Annotated in this window: 17 protein-coding genes; 16 read left to right on the top strand and 1 reads right to left on the bottom strand. The window is 39.5% G+C overall.

Translation table 11 applies throughout. The features are described from left to right. Nucleotide 1 precedes the first annotated feature (1 nt). From IGJ19_RS09420 to IGJ19_RS09375, 10 genes are all read left to right on the top strand, one after another. Nucleotides 2-580: a histidine phosphatase family protein gene (locus IGJ19_RS09420; protein ID WP_430603806.1), complete on the top strand. Its 579-nt coding sequence runs from the start codon at nt 2-4 to the stop codon at nt 578-580. Nucleotides 581-600: 20 nt separating this feature from the next. Beyond that, the gene (locus IGJ19_RS09415) at nt 601-921 is read left to right on the top strand and encodes a carboxymuconolactone decarboxylase family protein (RefSeq protein ID WP_141442099.1); all 321 of its coding nucleotides are present in this window, start codon (nt 601-603) and stop codon (nt 919-921) included. 54 nt (nt 922-975) lie between these two features. After that, nucleotides 976-1656, top strand: coding sequence for a flavodoxin (locus IGJ19_RS09410; RefSeq protein WP_430603802.1), 681 nt, complete (start codon nt 976-978; stop codon nt 1654-1656). 23 nt (nt 1657-1679) lie between these two features. Beyond that, a complete protein-coding gene (locus IGJ19_RS09405; RefSeq protein WP_185953867.1) occupies nt 1680-2654 on the top strand; it encodes an alpha/beta hydrolase-fold protein in 975 nt (324 codons plus the stop codon). A gap of 131 nt (nt 2655-2785) precedes the next feature. Further along, entirely contained in the window at nt 2786-3370 is a 585-nt protein-coding gene (locus tag IGJ19_RS09400; RefSeq protein WP_142433350.1) for a TMEM175 family protein, read from the top strand. A 375-nt stretch (nt 3371-3745) separates the two neighbouring features. Continuing rightward, a complete protein-coding gene (gene licT, locus IGJ19_RS09395; RefSeq protein WP_142433351.1) occupies nt 3746-4582 on the top strand; it encodes a BglG family transcription antiterminator LicT in 837 nt (278 codons plus the stop codon). 144 nt (nt 4583-4726) lie between these two features. Further along, a complete protein-coding gene (locus IGJ19_RS09390; RefSeq protein ID WP_430603798.1) occupies nt 4727-6643 on the top strand; it encodes a beta-glucoside-specific PTS transporter subunit IIABC in 1917 nt (638 codons plus the stop codon). 10 nt (nt 6644-6653) lie between these two features. Beyond that, the gene (locus tag IGJ19_RS09385) at nt 6654-8093 is read left to right on the top strand and encodes a glycoside hydrolase family 1 protein (protein WP_430603796.1); all 1440 of its coding nucleotides are present in this window, start codon (nt 6654-6656) and stop codon (nt 8091-8093) included. A gap of 272 nt (nt 8094-8365) precedes the next feature. Beyond that, nucleotides 8366-9019 carry an NAD(P)H-binding protein gene (locus IGJ19_RS09380; RefSeq protein WP_010723153.1) on the top strand — a complete coding sequence of 218 codons (654 nt, stop codon included), beginning with the start codon at nt 8366-8368 and terminating at the stop codon, nt 9017-9019. Nucleotides 9020-9054: 35 nt separating this feature from the next. After that, the gene (locus IGJ19_RS09375) at nt 9055-9468 is read left to right on the top strand and encodes a flavodoxin (protein WP_010723152.1); all 414 of its coding nucleotides are present in this window, start codon (nt 9055-9057) and stop codon (nt 9466-9468) included. Nucleotides 9469-9629: 161 nt separating this feature from the next. On the opposite strand, the gene IGJ19_RS09370 is transcribed toward IGJ19_RS09375, so the two are convergent. Beyond that, a complete protein-coding gene (locus tag IGJ19_RS09370) occupies nt 9630-10673 on the bottom strand; it encodes a zinc-dependent alcohol dehydrogenase family protein (RefSeq protein ID WP_010723151.1) in 1044 nt (347 codons plus the stop codon). 457 nt (nt 10674-11130) lie between these two features. Between IGJ19_RS09370 and IGJ19_RS09365 the strand changes: the two genes are divergently transcribed. The 6 genes from IGJ19_RS09365 to IGJ19_RS09340 all read left to right on the top strand — a co-directional run bounded on the left by IGJ19_RS09365 (nt 11131) and on the right by IGJ19_RS09340 (nt 16547). After that, nucleotides 11131-11556 (top strand): MerR family transcriptional regulator, encoded by a 426-nt coding sequence (locus IGJ19_RS09365; RefSeq protein WP_002335890.1) that lies wholly within the window; start codon nt 11131-11133, stop codon nt 11554-11556. Nucleotides 11557-11847: 291 nt separating this feature from the next. Next, entirely contained in the window at nt 11848-12255 is a 408-nt protein-coding gene (locus tag IGJ19_RS09360) for a cupin domain-containing protein (RefSeq protein WP_010723150.1), read from the top strand. Between the two features lie 91 nt (nt 12256-12346). Beyond that, nucleotides 12347-13213 carry an aldo/keto reductase gene (locus IGJ19_RS09355; protein WP_010723149.1) on the top strand — a complete coding sequence of 289 codons (867 nt, stop codon included), beginning with the start codon at nt 12347-12349 and terminating at the stop codon, nt 13211-13213. Nucleotides 13214-14034: 821 nt separating this feature from the next. Beyond that, a complete protein-coding gene (locus IGJ19_RS09350; RefSeq protein WP_010723148.1) occupies nt 14035-15333 on the top strand; it encodes an MFS transporter in 1299 nt (432 codons plus the stop codon). Nucleotides 15334-15889: 556 nt separating this feature from the next. Continuing rightward, nucleotides 15890-16318, top strand: a complete 429-nt coding sequence (locus IGJ19_RS09345) for an RNA polymerase sigma factor (protein WP_010723147.1) — start codon at nt 15890-15892, stop codon at nt 16316-16318. Next, a complete protein-coding gene (locus tag IGJ19_RS09340) occupies nt 16305-16547 on the top strand; it encodes a helix-turn-helix domain-containing protein (RefSeq protein ID WP_010723146.1) in 243 nt (80 codons plus the stop codon). Before IGJ19_RS09345 ends, IGJ19_RS09340 begins: the two co-directional genes overlap by 14 nt. The last annotated feature ends 198 nt before the right edge of the window (nt 16548-16745 follow it).

Here is a 16745-nt window from a genome sequence, read left to right as displayed (position 1 = left end):
TATGGAAAAGACATTGTATCTAATGCGCCACGGGGAAACGCTCTTTAATCAGCAAAAGAAAGTCCAAGGCTGGTGTGATTCGCCATTGACTGCAAATGGGATTAAACAAGCCCAAATTGCAGGGGAATATTTTAAAAAGCAAAACATCAAAATTGAGGCTGCTTATGCCTCCACTTCCGAACGAGCCAGTGACACCCTAGAGCAAGTCACGGCAATCCCTTATCAACGAGTCAAGGGATTGAAGGAGTGGAACTTTGGCGCTTTTGAAGGGGAGCCGGAATTTTTAAATCCCAAACTACCTTATGGGGATTTCTTTTTCCCATTTGGCGGGGAGAAGGAGTTGGATTTTCGGAAGCGAGTGGCGGATACGATCGCTGAACTCGTAAGTGGCGAAACCCACCAAAATATCCTGATGGTATCTCATGGTGCAGCTTGTCGGCAATTCATGCGCAATTGGGCCCATACTAGTCAAGTGGACCAAGCGGAAAAACTGGGGAATTGTTGCATCCTCAAATTTTCATTTAAAGAAGCTACCTTTCAATTACTAGAGATTATTAACCACGATTTTTCGAACATTTAAAAATCTAGGAGGAAAATACAATGGCAAAGAAACAAACAGCAGGAAGAGATCGATTAGGTGAATTCGCACCAAAGTTTGCCCAACTAAACGACGATGTGCTCTTTGGGGAAGTCTGGTCTAGAGAAGAAGAATTATCCCCCAAACTAAGAAGCATGATTACGATTGCGGCACTTCTATCCGGGGGCAATTTTGAACAATTAGAATCCCACTTGAAGCTAGGCAAGGAACACGGTATTACTAAAGAAGAAATCACGGAAATGATTACCCACTTGGCCTTTTATTGTGGTTGGCCCAAAGCATGGAGTGCCTTTCATTTAGCAAAAGAGATTTATCAAGACTGAGAACTTTAGTCAACAATTTTAAGCAAACAAAAATCAAGGGCATGGGAGGCTTATATGAAAAAATTTTTAGTGATGAGTCCTTTATTGTTTCTCTTTGCTGGTTGTCGCAGTGATGAACAAGTAGCTAGGGACAATGAGGCGAGTAGCGACATTTCGATTACGACGACTTCGGAAGTGAAAAATCCTGACGGGGATGGAAAAACCCTCGTTGCCTACTTTTCCCATCCGGTGGGCACTGAGTTGGATGTTACCACTGGGGCCAGTGTGATGGAGGTTAATGGGGAGTACCTCGGGCTAGTAGAACAAACGGCGAATTGGATCGCAGACGACGTAAAGGCCGATCGCTTCCAAATTCAAGCAAACAAAGTCTATCCTGATGATGTTGGTGCGTTAATCGGCGAGGCAATCGATGAAAAAAACGAGTCCCAACGGCCGGAATTGGCATCAGAGATTGATAACTTTGATCAATACGAAACCATTTACTTAGGCTATCCGATTTGGAATGGGGACTTTCCCATGGCCTTTTACACCTTTTTGGAAAGCTATGATTTTGCCGGAAAAACCGTTATTCCCTTTAACGTCCATGGGGGCAGTGGTCTGGCAGGAACGGTGGAAACGGTAAACGCAGAGTTACCAGATGCCACTGTGGTATCCAATGCCTTGAGTATTTCGAGAAATAATATCGCGGACTCTCAACAAGAAGTGCTAGATTGGGTAGAGGAAGTGCGGGAGTAGGTAGGTTTATGAAAGGCGGCCTTATGAAAAAAATCGTTTTGCTCCTTCTGGGAATTGTGGCTGTCCTTGTGATTGCTGGGGGGCTGTTTTTGTTTTTCGACAGCCCCAATGAACCTCAAAATAGTGAGCCCCAAGAAACAGAAACTGAGCGTGAAAGTAGGATCGATGAAGCAATGCCTGAAGACTATCAAAATATGGCAAAAAAGAGTAAGCAGGGAACCGTGGAAGCCATTACCTATGAGACCGATTTTGAGAACAAGAGCTACGAGAAGCGGGCCTTGGTCTATGTACCAGCTGGCTATCAGGAGTCTCATGATAAGTATAATGTCTTGTATTTAATCCATGGCTGGAGTATGGGGCCGGAAGACTTTTTGCAAGACACCTCAAATGACGAAACACCTCGTTGGCAAAGGATGCTGGATCATTTGATTGCGGATGAAAAGATAGCTCCGGTGATTGTGGTGGCCCCCACCTATTATCCAGACCGCGAGATGATTACAAATAGCTGGAATGACGATGATCCATTAAATGAACGCTTTGCAGAGAGTGAAATTCTTGACTTGATGCCTTTGGTTGCTCAAAATTACCGGACTTATGCTAAGTCTGGTGACGCCGATGACCTTAAAAAAGCTCGGGATCATCAGGCCTTTGGTGGCTTTTCCATGGGTGGGATTACGACTTGGTATGCTTTTCAACACAATTTGGCTTATTTTCGCTATTTTATGCCCATGGCAGGACCGAATTATGGTACCGCCGAGGCAATGACGGCTGCCGTTACAGAAAATAACTTTACCGAGGATGATTTCTTGATTCGCGCTTCTGTGGGGGAACGAGATGGTACCAAGAGTTCAATGGCCCAATCCATCAAAGAGCTCCGAGAAGAACCCGATTTTAACGAGCAAAATCTCATGTATTTTGAAGCTTTAGGCGGTCACGATGAAGAATCCTTTGTTGGCCAGTCGTTTTCAACCTTACAAGCATTTTGGAAAAAGAAATAATGTAGTTCAATTTCGTGTCATTATCTGTTTAGGTAATGGCATTTTTTTCTGATTGGCATTATTCTTTTTCATTCTAGAAACAAAGGCTATAATAAAGTGTTGAGTATAAAAAAATGGAAGAGGAGAATCAAATGGGAAAAGAGCGAATCGCCGCTTTCACGGATGCGGTATTAGCAATTATTATGACGATCTTAATTTTGGAGTTGGAAAAACCGGATCCATTATCTGTCGCTGGTCTTTGGGCGTTACGGGAAAATTTCTTCTCTTACGCATTGTCATTTTTTTGGTTGGGCTTGATGTGGCTGACCCACCACAATAGTTGGAATGCTGTGGAGAAAATTAGCAATGGGACAGTAGTAGGAACCCTGGTGCTGTTGTTCTTTTCGTCGTTTTTCCCTTACACGACAAGTATCGTTTCCGCGAACTTTAATAATCGAACGGCCCAAGTTATGTATGGCATCATCGTGCTCAGCGTGTCCTTTAGTAATGTGTTCATCTCAAAATCCCTGGATAAGGTGAACCCACAGGTGCATTTTGGCTGGTTGTATACGAACTCAAATCTTGTGACGTTCATCGATATTGCCATTAAAGTTGTGGGGTTGTTGCTGTCAATGACCATCTATCCTCCAGCAATGAGTTATGCGATTTTCATTGCCATCGGTCTCATTGGTTTTTCCTTTTGGAGAATCGAGCGAACGAGAAAACAGGCTGGGTGAGATGTAAGGGAGTTTAGGAAATAGTATAAAAAGTTCTTCTAAATTGAGTCGTATCCTGACTTGAATAGAGGAACTTTTTCTTTTTTACTTGCCATGGAGTGTACTTCAGGGTGTAAAGTAAATAATATATCCAGATGAGAATATTTCAAAAATTAGCGCCACGGTGGTATAAAGGGAAAAATCCGTTTCAATTGTTTGTTTATTAAAAAAGTTCTTGCCTTTTTTGAAGCTATATGATAGTTTATAAACAAATGAGGATGGTAATCGCATACATTTGCGAGCTAGACCTGTATACAAAAACACTGCTGTGCGCCATGGTTGCGTACTGATGTTTTTGTATGCAGGTTTTTTTCTTGAAGGGGAAGGGGTGTTATTGTGGTTATTCATCGTATTTTAAATAATAATGTCGCAATTATCTTAGATGATCAAGGAGAGGAGCAGATTGTTTGCGGTAAAGGGATCGCCTTTAAGAAACGTATTGGAGACAGTATTGATGAATCCTCTGTCAATCAAGTGTTTGTCTTAAAAGATGAAATGGTTAATGAGCATTTGCTTCAATTGCTCAAAGAAATACCAATGGAGGTTATGGAGTTAACGACTGAAATTGTTGAAATGGCAAATTTAGCATTAGGTAAACAGCTAAAGGAGAGTTTGGTCATCTCGTTAAGTGACCATATCGCTTGCGCAATTGACAATTATCATAAGGGTATCACACTGAAAAATGTGCTTGTTTGGGATATTAAGCGCTTTTATGAACGGGAGTTTTCAATTGGCGAGCGCGCCATAGCAATGATTAAAGAAAAAATGGCGATTGATTTACCGATTGATGAAGCAGGATTTATCGCATTGCATATTGTGAATTCCGAATCTACGGAAGAGGATCTGGATCAGACTGTTCAAATCACCCAAATGATTCAAGAAATTGCTAATATTGTGAAATATCATTTTTCAATCGAATATAATACCGAGTCGGTGCACTATTATCGTTTTATTACTCATTTAAAGTTTTTTGCTCAACGGATTATTTTGAATAAGGAAGCGTCAAAGGAAGTCGACTCTTCTTTATATGAAATGGTGAAAACAAATTATGATGATGCATATCGGGGTACTTTGAAAATCGGCAAGTTTCTGCAGGAAAAGTATAACTATACTTTGACAGATGATAATCGCTTGTACTTAATGATTCATATTAACCGTATTATCACCACTTAGTGATCAGTATCTTGATAGATACTTTATATAAATAGACAATAAGGATAAGGAGGACAGTTGGTTATACGGTAAGACTAAATTAGGCTGGATGGTAACATTAAGTTGGCTAAACCTTCTAGAGATAACAATTAGGAGGAAAAGGAAATGAGAGATTATACTAATTTAGCAAAACAATTAATTCAAGATGTTGGTGGTGAAAAGAATATTCGAAGCATCACCCATTGTATGACACGGTTAAGACTTCAACTAGTAGACGAAAGTATTGTTGACGATAGGGCAGTCAGCAGTCGTGAAGGTGTGGTCACCGTAGTTAAAAGTGGCGGACAATATCAGATTGTCATCGGAAACCACGTATCTGATGTATATCGGGCGGTTATTAAAAATGGTGGACTAGCTCAGCTGGTTGATAAGGAAATGACACCGGAAAAACAATCGATTGGGGAAGCTTTGACTGCAACGATTTCCGGAATTTTTGCCCCAATTTTAGGGACTTTATCTGGTGTTGGGATTATGAAAGGTCTATTAGCTATAGCTGTATTTGCCGGGGTATTGTCGACTACAGATGGGACCTATACGTTGTTGTATTCCATTGGTGATGGCTTCTTTTACTTCTTGCCGATTATTTTGGGGATGACTGCGGCTGAAAAATTTGGTGGCAATCGATTTATTGGAATCGCTTTAGGTTGTTCCTTGGTGTACCCAAGCTTGGTTTCTTTGAGTGGCGGTGATCCTATTGGACAAGCTTTTGCTAACACAATTTTTGCAACTGATTATTTCTCCACGTTCTTAGGGATACCCGTGCTACTACCAGCCAGTGGATATCCATCAAGTGTTGTTCCAGTAATCATTGCTTGCTACTTTGCAGTAAAATTAGAGAAAATTTTTATTAAAGTTATACCTGATTTAATCAAAACTTTCTTTGTTCCATTGCTGACTTTAGCGATTATCGTTCCATTGACTTATTTGCTGATAGGCCCAATTTCAACTATTCTTTGTTCCATTATCGGACAAATTTTCTCAGCCTTATTTGGCTTCAACGGTCTATTAGCCGGTGCTGCTTTAGGCTTTGTTTTCCAATTTTTCGTTATCTTGGGCTTGCACTGGGGCTTAGTGCCATTAGGATTAATGAACTTAGGCGAATTGGGATACGATATGATCATTCCCGCAGCGTTAACCACGACCTTTGCTCAAAGTGCGGTTGTGTTAGCAATTTACTTGAAAACGAAGGATCAAAAATTAAAGAAGATTGCTTTGCCAGCCTTTATCTCAGGTATATTTGGGGTAACTGAACCTGCAATTTACGGGATTACGCTTCCTAAGAAAAAACCTTTCTTGATTTCTTGTGTGGCTGCAGCGGTGGGGGGTGCCATCATTGGTGCTTTGGGAATCCGCAGATTTACCATGGGAGGACTAGGTTTCTTCGCGTTAGCAACTTATATGGATCCAAATTCAAACAATTTGTCAAATGTAATGTGGGCGGCTATTGCAATCGGGGTAGCCATGATTGTTGCATTTGTCTTAACAATGGTGTTATACAAAGATTCGGTCGAAGTCGAAGATACAGAAGAGGTAGCTGTTCCGAATGCATCATCAAAAGGTTTACAGGTTGACCATATTAATGTATTTAAACCAATCAAAGGTTCTGTCGTTGATTTAGATACAATTGATGATCAAGTATTTGCAAGTGGTGCAATGGGCAAAGGGATTGCTATAATTCCTGAAGAAGGAAAAGTCTATGCACCAAGTAACGGGACAATTACTGCACTTTTGCCTAGTGGTCATGCGATTGGGTTGACCACAGAAGAGGGTGTCGAACTGTTAATCCATATTGGAATGAATACTGTCGAACTGCATGGTAAATATTTTTCTCCACAAGTTAGCTTGAATAGTAAAGTGAAAAAAGGTGATTTGCTGATGGAATTTGACTTAGAAAAAATTGCAGAGGCCGGTTACGATTTAACTACACCAATCGTTATTACAAATTCGGATGATTATTTGGATATTATTCCTAACAAAAATTCGGATTTGGCAAACGAAGACTTATTATTAACGCTAATGTAGGAGGAAAAATATGAAAGCAATCAGTGAAGGATTTTTATGGGGCGGTGCAGTAGCGGCCAATCAGTGTGAGGGTGCCTGGAATGTTGATGGAAAAGGTGTTTCCGTCGCAGATATGTGTACCAATGGATCAGTTGCTTCACCAAAAAGGATTACTCGAGAATTTGAAGAAGGTACCATGTATCCTAGTCGTGATTCCATTGATTTTTACCATCGTTATAAGGAAGACATCGCTATGTTCGCGGAAATGGGCTTCAAATGTTTCCGTTTGTCCATTGCATGGACAAGAATCTTCCCTACCGGCTTTGAAAAAGAACCAAATGAAGCTGGCCTGGATTTTTATGACCGTGTTTTCGATGAATTTTTAAAATATGGCATTGAACCAATTGTGACTATTTCTCATTATGAAATGCCCTTTGAATTAACAAAACAAATTAATGGTTGGGCATCTAGAGAGTGCATTGATTATTATATGAACTATTGCAAGGCAATCTTTGAACGGTATCAAAACAAGGTGAAATACTGGATTACATTCAATGAAATGAATCTGGGAGCAGCTTCGCCAGTGGGAAACTATCTTTCTTTAGGAATATTAAATGAAGGAACCGAAACGTTTAAAAATCAAGTTGATGATTTATCAAAACGATTCCAGGGCTTTCATCATCAGCTAGTAGCCAGTGCCCAGGCAGTGAAATATGCCCATGATAACTATCCAGAATTTAAGGTTGGGGGGATGCTCGCTTATATCAATTTATATCCTTTGACCTGTAAACCAGAAGATATGCGCGCCACCCAAGAAAAAATGCAATTGATGGACTGGTTGTGTGGAGATGTTTTAGTAAGAGGGAAATATCCGGCATTTTCACAGCGCTATTTTGAAGAAAATGACATCCAGATTCAAAAAGAGGATGGAGACGACCAAACGCTGAAAGATGGCTGTGTTGATTTTATTGCCATCAGTTATTATGTTAGCAACTGTCACGCTGCTAATCCAGAAGAAACGATGACTTCCGGTAATATGGTTGGAGGACTTAAGAACCCATATTTAAAAGCGAGTGACTGGGGCTGGCAAATTGATCCAATCGGTTTGCGTTACACATTGAATGAGTTGTATGATCGGTATCAGTTGCCGATCATGATTGCTGAAAATGGTTTAGGTGCAGCAGATGAGGTTAAGCCGGATGGGACAATTGAAGATGACTACCGAATTGATTACATTAAAGCACATATCGAGCAAATGCAAGAAGCGATTGCTGATGGAGTAGAGGTGTTTTCATACACACCGTGGGGCTGTATTGATTTAGTTAGTGCCACGACTGGTGAAATGGCCAAACGCTACGGCTTTATTTATGTCAATAAGCACGATGATGGCTCAGGAGATTTATCTCGTAGTAAGAAAAAATCTTTCAAGTGGTACCAACAAGTTATCGCAACAAATGGTGCAAAGCTGTAATTGTTGATAGATTTTGGTGAAAATATCATAAGGTAGCTAGCATCAGATAGAGCCAATGGTCGTAAGAAGCAATACGATTATTGACTCTATTTGCTTTCTATTAACTGATAGGAAAAATTCGAACATAATACTTGCTATGGAGTCGACTTCAAGGTTTAGACTAGGTTTTGTAATCAATCAGTGCTCCCAAGAGAGCTTAAAGCGATGGTATCTCCTCTATCGGCTTTTGGTTTTCTAATGAGTTCTGCAATGAAAATTTTGGAGGTTTCGAAATGACAAAAAATGTTTTAATCATGGCGGCGAATGGACAAATTTCACAAATCGTTGAACAACGGATTTTATCAGAAGCACAGTTTTCCGATGTCCACTTGTCGTTATTCTTGCGCAATAAGTCCCGCTTGAGTCAATTGGCAAAGAATGAGCGCGTGACTTTAATTGAAGGAAGTCTCGACAGCGCGGCGGATATCCAAGCAGCTATTGCCGGTCAAGATATTGTTTTTGTTGGGGTGGTAGATCATACAGCGGACAATCATCAAACTCAATATGTAGTGGATGCTATGAAAGCAGCCGGCGTGGATCGCCTGATTTATACGAACGTTTTAGGCATTTACAATGAAGTCCCTGGGGAATACGGTCGTTGGAATCAAGAAACTATTGGCAGTGGCTTGCCATCAGCTTTACGCTCTGATGAAATTATAGCGACTTCCGGCTTAACGTATACGACACTGCGCCTACCTTGGTTAAACGATCGAGGGATCAAATATGAAATTACCCATAAGGATGAACCCTATTTAGGTGTTTCTGGGTCCCGGAATAGCATAGCGGATGTGGTTTTGCGGATTATCGAGGATCCTACCTTCTTGGCAAATGACAGTGTGGGTATCGCAGATCCAGATACCCAAGGAGAAGATCGACCAGTTTACTAGGTCTTTTTAAAGTTAGAAAAGAGAGAGGGTTTCTTATGACTATGAAGTCATTAATTATTTATTTTTCTTTGTCAGGGAAGACGCGACAAGTAGCAACGCAACTGCAACAGAAAACGGCGGCGGATTTGTATGAATTACAACCCGCAGAACCTTATCCAACAAACTATGATGATATTGTTGCTCGGGGTGAAAAAGAAAAGGATCAAGAGCTCAGGCCAGCCATTTCCGGTGATTTGCCGGATTTATCGCAATACGAGCGCATTTATGTGGGTTACCCAAATTGGTGGGATCGGCCTCCGATGATCATCCACACCCTCTTTGCTCAAGCAGATTTCACGGGCAAACAAGTAACTCCTTTTGTGACAAGCTACTCTAGTCCTTCCTCTGCTACCATGGCGGAAATGAAAAAACTTATCGAAACTGCCGGTGGCACCCTGGTTGAAGAGTAACTAGTAATCATAGCGAGAATTAGACGTTGAACCTATGCTTTTATTAATGTACACATAAGATGAGGTAGGAGCGGCATTCGTCAACACTAAAATAGAGCCATAATCGTAAGCAAGAAATACGATTATGGCTCTATTTGTTTATGCGCTAGGGGAGGAGAAGGCTAGTCCTTGCTGACGATGACTAAGGACTTAATTGCTTCACGATTGTCCATGGCTTCATAAGCAGCTTGGATATCATCCAAATCAAACTGCTTATTAAAGGCTTTCCCCGGTTCAATCTCACCTTTTAAAACGGCGTCCAGAAGGATTTCTTTATCATAGGTAGTAACTGAAGCAATGCCACCTCTTAAGCCGATGTTTTTCCAAAAAAGGGCACTGGTATTCATTTCATTTTTTTGTGGAACACCTACTCGGCCAATCACCGCTCCAGGACGACAAATTTTGGCAGCAGTGTCCACAGACATTTCCGTACCGACACATTCTAACACGGAATCTGCCCCAGCGTTATTGGTAAGTTCCATTACTTTAGCAATCGCTTCATCTCCTCGCTCGGCAATAATATCGGTAGCTCCAAACTCCCGGGCTAACTTTTGCCTTTCTTCGTATTTACTCATGGCGATGATTCGGGTTGCTCCTAGTAATTTGGCACCGATAATCCCACACAGACCGACAGCGCCATCGCCAATAACGACCACGGTGGAGCCTTCTGTTACTTCAGCGGTTTTGGCGGCATGGAAGCCAGTGGCCATCACGTCGGCTAGTGCCAGAAAAGAATTTAGTGTGGTCTCGGAATAATCGGCCGGTTTGCCAGGGATTTTAATCAGCGCCCACTGTGCATTGATGAAGCGCAAGTATTCCCCTTGATAACCACCATTGGTACCGCCTTCTCGATTCGTACAATTGCCATCAAAACCGGCTTTACAGGCAGCACATTCTCCACAGCCGTGAGTGAAAGGGGCGATAACAAAATCGCCAGGCTTGACCGCTGTTACTGCGGCGCCAACTTCTTCGACAATTCCGATGGCTTCATGACCAGCAGTGCTATTTGGCTCTCTTTTGGAAATGCCACGAAACCACCACAAGTCAGATCCGCACACGCAAGCCCGGACAATCTTGATAATGGCATCTGTATCTTTTTCGATGACGGGTTTTGGTACTTCTTTTACTGTCATTTTCCTAGGTTCAATAAATGTTGCGACTTTCATAAGAACACTCCCTTTAATGTAGTTAGAACCGCATTACGCAAATCTTATCTTTTATTGTACTCCTTAGAGTTCACTCAAGAGCAAGACTGAAGCTAGAATTTATCAGAAAAAATTAAGAGAATACGAGTTAGTTAAATTTCTTCCATTCACTTTTCTATAAATCAATGAGAAAAAAACTTGTTTCCTAATTCCGAAGCAAGTAATTGGTGTAATAGTTCATGGTTGCGCTGAAATCATAGAATTTCGTTTTAAATAAGAGCTCTATCAAAGTAATTTCAAAATTTATGTGTCGTGTTCAACTATAGATTCGAAGATAAATAGTCATCGCTGAATCATATAAAACCAGTTAGATAAAATTTTCCTTTCTCGCATTACTCCAAATTTATCCAGCAAAAAGCTTGCTCTAGAGTCCACTCTAGGGTTTATCATATGTATAAGAGATTGAGGAGGTCGTGATATGAATATTAAAAAAGCCGCAGAGATGTTTGATTTAAGTGTGGATACGTTACGCTACTATGAACGGGTTGGGGTGATTCCCCCAGTTCATCGTAATAAAAGTGGTTATCGGGAGTATTCCACCAATGATCTAAACTGGATTTATCTAGCCAAAAACTTACGGAATGCTGGTTTATCGGTGGAGTCTCTAATTGAGTTTGCCAACTTAGCTCAATTACGGGGAAAACAAGATGTTGAAGAATCTCAAAAACAGATTTTGTTTGATCAATTGGAGGAATTGGATCAAAAAATTGCGGAAATGCAGGAAATTAGAGAGTTACTCGTTTATAAAATTGAGACCTATGACGAGCATATTGCCAAATTTAAAACTGGCGAATTAAGCGCTGAAAAAGCAGAGAAACTATGGGAACGAAACAAGCACAAGTAGGCTTATTGAAAGGGTACGTAATCAAGTTTTAGTAAAATCTAAGAGGGCTTTAAGGATGGGAAAAAGCAAACAGCAAGTAGAGATAATCTTGAAGAATTTACAGAGTTAAATGATTAGGTCTTATTCGGTGAAGTTTAATCGAGAGAAGGTGAATTTTCAGCCTATCAACGCAGCTTAATTACGATTTCTGCTTGGATTACTAGTGGTAGTTTTGGATAATTGCTTCCCATTTAAGAATAAGCGAAGAAAATTTTGAGAAGTAAAAGTTTCATCAAAGAAAGGAAGATTCTCGTGACATTAAATAATGAAGTAAAAGATGGAATAATTTTTCCCTTAGGAGATGAAAATAAAGACTATGCCCAATATTTTATTGGCAAAAGTTATCTGGCGGGACTAGTCAATGAACCACAGCTCACTGTCGGAGTAGCAAACGTCACTTTTGAGCCAGGTTGTCGAAACAATTGGCACAAACATATAGGCGGCTATCAGCTTCTTTTAGTGACCGGCGGAGAAGGTTGGTACCAAGAAGCTGGTAAAGACCCTAAAAAACTTATGCCTGGTGATGTCGTTGTGACCTATGAAGGCGTTAAACATTGGCACGGGGCTACCAAGGATAGTTGGTTCTCTCATATCGCTATTACTAGTGGCACAGCAGAGTGGTTAGAAGCGGTAAAAGATGACCAATACGATACCTTGTAATGAATAAAAAAAATAGGTTGTTTTGCTTGCTATGGACTTAACTCAAGGGTTTAGGATAGACCAAGTAATGAAATTAAAGGAGGAAAACAAGATGCAAACAATTACTTTGAACAATGGCGTAGAAATGCCTCAATTAGGCTTTGGTGTTTATCAAATTCCTTTGGAGGAAACTGCTGAGGCTGTTTATCAAGCAATTAAAGTGGGCTATCGTTTGATTGATACTGCTTCGATTTACGGAAATGAAAAAGAAACAGGTGAAGGAATCAAACGTGCCATCAATGAAGGCCTAGTCACTCGAGAAGAACTTTTTGTTACTTCTAAATTATTTATTCTTCAAGCACCAGAAGAAAAAGCTGCGGAAACGATTGAACATTCTCTTAAAGTAATGGGGTTGGATTATCTGGATCTTTATCTTATTCATCAACCATACGGAGATATTTATGGTGCATGGCGATCAATGGTTGCTGCTCAAAAAGCAGGTAAATTACGTGCCATTGGGATTTCAAATTTCAAATCAGCTAAGATGATCGAGTTTGTTGGTTTGAATGAGGTAAAACCTCAAATCAATCAAATCGAAGTAAATCCTTGGAATCAAAGAGTTGAAGATCAAGAATGGCATGAAAAATATGGCGTTCAAGTGGAAGCCTGGGCTCCTTTTGCCGAAGGTCGTCATGACTTGTTTACCAATCCTGTATTGGCAGAAATCGGTCAGCAATATGGCAAAACCGTGGGTCAAGTTGTGCTACGTTGGTTGATGCAACGAGGGATTGTTGCTTTAGCAAAATCTGTTCGTCCAGAACGAATGGCTGAAAATATTGCGATTTTTGATTTTGAGCTTTCAAAAGCAGATCTTGAGAAAATTGCAGCATTGGATAGGAAAGAATCAGCCTTTTTTGATCACGATGCACCGCAACAAGTAGAATGGTTCATGGATCGTATGTTAGACACTGAGAAATAATGAAAACTTTAGCTTGTGGGAACCTGATTTAAAACAACAAGCAAAGTCTAATTTTATTGATTAGAAATGATTTAATAGGACAAAAATACTGTGGCATCATGCATTTTGTAGTCGATGTCGCAGTATTTTTATGGGAATAGTCCCTAAAAAAGATGATTGTGTTTCCCGATAAAAACACATTTTAGCCTTTTCAATCATAACGCTAAGCCGTATCATTTTTGATCTTATAATGGTGCCGGAATTAATATAAAAAGAGCAAGAAAGAGTCATGATGGACAATTCTAAAAATATTAACCGTCTATGATTTACGAACTGGAAATGCAAAAGTAGTTGCCAAATTATTTCAAGTAAAGTTTGACGGTGAGCTTTTTAAATTGAAACAAAAGTGGCCAGGCCAAATAAATAACGACAGGAAGTTGAACAAGATGCATAAGAACAATGAAGGCATAGCTTTCCAAATTAAAAGCGCTGATTACTGATATACAGAAGTACGACCAGATTTTTAATGGGGTACTAACCAGGAATATGGCATTGTCGTAAGCTGATGTTTCTTTTCACAATTATTATGATTTCAAAGGAGAAAGTGTGATTCACTTTAAAACCCATGGTGATTATGGCTCAGGCTCAACTTTTAGTCAAATATGTGCCGGATCCAAAGGAGCCATGATATCGGCTGGCACACTGTAAAAAGAGGAGAGGAAACAAACGGTCTGATGGAGGATGTTATGTATGAGAATAGTGACCAAGCATTCAAGAAAATCGAAACCTGGTTAGACAAGATAAATCAATTAAGGCAGTAGAAAGAAAAGAGGTTAAAACATTTGAAGAGAGAAAAATTTGGTATCATTTTGCCAATTACTTTATTAGCGTATTTTTTAATATTAATGGATAATTCAATTATTTTTACAAGTTCTGTCGAGATAGGGGAAAGTTTAGGCTTATCTGCGGCAGCTCTTTCCTGGGTATCAAGCGCTTATACACTGACTTTTGGGGGCTTTTTATTATTAAGCGGACGTCTTTCTGATTTATTAGGGAGAAAGCGTATTTTTTTAATCGGTTTATTTATTTTTGGAATCAGTTCATTAGTGATTGGGCTATCGCAAACAGCTAAGATGGTGATTATAATGCGGGCAGTTCAAGGAATTGGGAGTTCCATTATCGCACCGACAACACTGGCATTAATCATGGATGCCTATCAAAACAATATGAGACAACGAGCAATTGCTTATTATGGGGCAACTGCCGGGATTGGTTCAAGTATCGGTTTATTAGTTGGTGGGGGACTGACAAGTCTGATTTCTTGGCGAGCAGGATTTTTGATTAACGTGCCATTTACTCTTGTGCTTTTTATTTTAACGTTGAAATATGTGGTACCTTCTGTCCGTCGAAAAGAAAGAATCGACTATTTAGGTAGTATACTTTCAATATTTGGCTTGATTGGGATTATATATGGCTTTACTGAAAGAAAAATTGGTCTTGTCTTTCTCGGTGTGGTCTTTTTGGGAATCTTTATTTTATGGGAAGGAAAATCTCCTGCGCCAATCTTACCTTTAGCGCTTTTTAAAAACAAAATCCGTTCTGGAGCATATGTGACACGGCTCTTATTTATGATGACAATGTTACCATTTTGGTTCTTTTTGCCACAGATGATGCAAAGCCAATATGGTTTTTCAGCGTTAGAATCAGGATTTGCCTTTTTACCTTTGACAATTATTAATTTTATCATTGCAATGCAACTGCCGAAGCTAACTGGAAAATTTGGGAACAATAAGGTGTTGCTATCCGGTGAAATAATATTAGCTATAGGGTTATTTCTACTTGCCATCTCAAATCCGGCCAATGGCTATTGGCAAACCATCTTTGTTCCAATGGTCATTCTAGGGTTAGGTCAAGGATTAATCTTGGCCCCTGTGACCTCAGCAGGCGTTTATGAAGCACCTGATGAATTGGCCGGTATTGCTAGTGGTGTAACAAATACAATGCATCAAATTGGAGGTCCCATTGGATTGTCGTTAATCGTTGCAACGACAACTAATTTTCAAATCCAAGTCTGGATGATGATAGCATTCACAGTAATTTCGATGTTAATAGTAGCTGTTTTTGTCAATAATAAGAAATAGCATTTTCTTCAATTCACTATTTTTAGCAGGAAAATAGTACTAAGAATTACTTAAAAATCGAAATTTTAGTACTTATAACTCTCTAAATCAGAGCAAGTATTGGGTGTTCTGTGGAGAATAGATATGAGAATTTCTGCTTTCTAATGGTAATTGTAGAAAACATTTATTACAGTACACTACAAAAATCTATCTATAAATATATATAACGATTGATTCATAAGGTGTATATGGAAACATCTCTCGTTTGTCGTGGTTGGAGGCTCAACTATTGGCAAATAAGTTACCTTTGGCAGAAAAATCTATTGTAAAGCTACTAGGTAGTAAAGAAGATTAATTCTTTATCTTGTTAAAGGTCAACCTGGCTAATAAGCTAAGCTTCAATCATTATATCCGTTCAGAACGCTTGCGAGGTGTATAGACAGTTTTTGTCTGTATGCCTTTTTTATTTTAAAAAAATTTGTCTTTTTTCGAAAAATGCTCACTCCCAGATTGTAGTAATAATGGAAAGGGATAGAAGTAAAACGAGTTGAATGAATTTTTTGAGGAGGAGAATTCTATGGGCGACTCAGAAGAAACCCACATTCGACATGCGTTTGACAGTTTTTGTAAGAAAGTAGTCCGCAATGAGGCATTAAATATTCAAAAGAAGTACGCTAGATTTCGCCAACGCCAAATCTCAATGGAAATATTAGAGCGTGAAGGCTTAGGAACAGAGTTTTATTATTCGGAACCAAATTTAAATAGTAATGGAAGTTTTACTGTCCTAGGTATGAAAATCTTTATTTCTAATGAGGAGCTGGCAAATGCGATTGTAGCATTACCTAGTCTAAGACAAGAAATCATTTTGATGTCCTTCTTCATCGGTCTCAATGATCGGGAAATTGGCATTATTATTGGAAAAAGTCTTGGCAGTGTTTGGTACCAAAGACAAGTGGCATTGGAAGAGTTAGGAAAGTATTTGGGTGGAATTTATGAAGCAAAATAAACGATATATACCGGTTATACCAGTAGCTACTATTGAAGCCGCAGTCTCTGGTGATTCAATCGCCATGTCCATCGTTCTGTCAAAATATCAAAATTATATTTCACGATTAGCCATGAAACCTGTCTATGAAGAAGAAAAAGGAATGGTTATGTACGTAGATGAATATATGCGTAGACAACTGGAAACGAAATTGATTGAGAAGATACTTGAATTTGACACAACTCGTTAAAGTATTTTTTCCCTTTCCTTTTCATTCTATGGAAGTTTTTTATCAGTTTAAAATAAAGGATTTCCATAGGCTGAAAATAGCCTAACGCTCTTTGACAAGTGAATAGTAAATCTATCAGTACAAGTAGATTACGATTTTCTAGTTACGCCATGACAAAGTTATTCTTTGAGCGACAAATTTAAATATGAGAATCGCGGG

This window comes from Enterococcus sp. DIV1368b, from assembly GCF_050529595.1.
In the GTDB taxonomy this organism is placed as follows: Bacteria; Bacillota; Bacilli; order Lactobacillales; family Enterococcaceae; genus Enterococcus_B; species Enterococcus_B mundtii.
This window is presented reverse-complemented; position numbering and strand designations above follow the sequence as displayed.